Below are 1,108 nucleotides of genomic sequence, written 5' to 3' on the forward strand. Positions count from 1 at the left end.
GTACAAAATACGATTGAGTCCGATAGAAAGATTCGTCAAAGCCGCGCGTTAGCCAACTCGATCGCCCATGAAATGCGCAACCCATTGGCGCAAGTTCAGCTTCAATTTGAAGCGCTGAAACAGCACATTGATAGCAATGCATCCGATGACAAGGTCAGAAGCGATATCGAAAAAGGCCAAGCAGCAATTCAGCGTGGACGCCAACTCATCGACATCATCTTGCGCGAAGTCAGCGATACTTCTGCTGTGCATGAGCCCCTTTCGCTCACCTCGATTCATAAAGCGGTGGATCTTGCGGTGAGTCGATACGGTTTTGAAAACGAACACATCATCGAAAGGGTGAAACTTCCGACTCAAAACGACTTTGTCGCCAAAATCAACGAGACGCTGTTCAACTTTGTCATTTTCAATTTGATTCGCAATGCGATTTACTATTTTGATTCCTATCCCGATAGTCAAATTGAAATCAGAACTCTCGTCGGCCCTTATGAAAACACGCTTGTTTTCCGCGATACAGGGCCTGGGATCGATGACAGCATCGTACACAAAATCTTTGATGACTTTTTCTCATTCCAGAAGAGCGGCGGTAGCGGACTTGGCTTGGGTTACTGTCAGCGTGTGATGCGTTCTTTTGGTGGTCGAATTGAGTGTAAATCGGTAACTAATGAGTTTACTGAGTTTTATCTGCATTTTCCGGTTGTGCCAAATGCACCGAAAGTAGAAACGCTTCGAACGCCAAACTTTTACAACTGGAATCAGAAAGTCAAAACCAAACCAAGTCCAGAACCTGTCGTACAAATCAACAAAGATGCACCAACTGTGCTCATTGTCGATGATAAAGAGGTGCAACGTACTTTGGTTCAAATGTACCTAAACCGACTTGGCGTCAATAGTTTACAAGCCAATAACGGCGCAAATGCGGTGGAACTGTTTCAATCACATCAGGTCGATTTGGTGTTGATGGATGTTCAAATGCCAGTGATGAATGGGTTTGACGCCAGCGAAAAAATCAAGCAGTGCTCCCCAACTACGCCAATCATCGCCCTGTCTGGTGAATCTGGAGAGAAAGAGCTCGAGATGATTGCTAAGTTGATGGATGGTCGTCTGG

At 45.5% G+C, this 1,108-nt stretch carries 1 protein-coding gene; it reads left to right on the forward strand.

Going from position 1 to position 1,108, the window contains the following annotated elements:
• Positions 1-1,108 (forward strand): hybrid sensor histidine kinase/response regulator (locus tag R7035_RS25790; RefSeq protein WP_318146389.1); only part of this gene is annotated, 1,108 nt, incomplete at both ends.

It is taken from the genome of Vibrio sp. 1731, from assembly GCF_033339955.1.
Taxonomy (GTDB): domain Bacteria; phylum Pseudomonadota; class Gammaproteobacteria; order Enterobacterales; family Vibrionaceae; genus Vibrio; species Vibrio alginolyticus.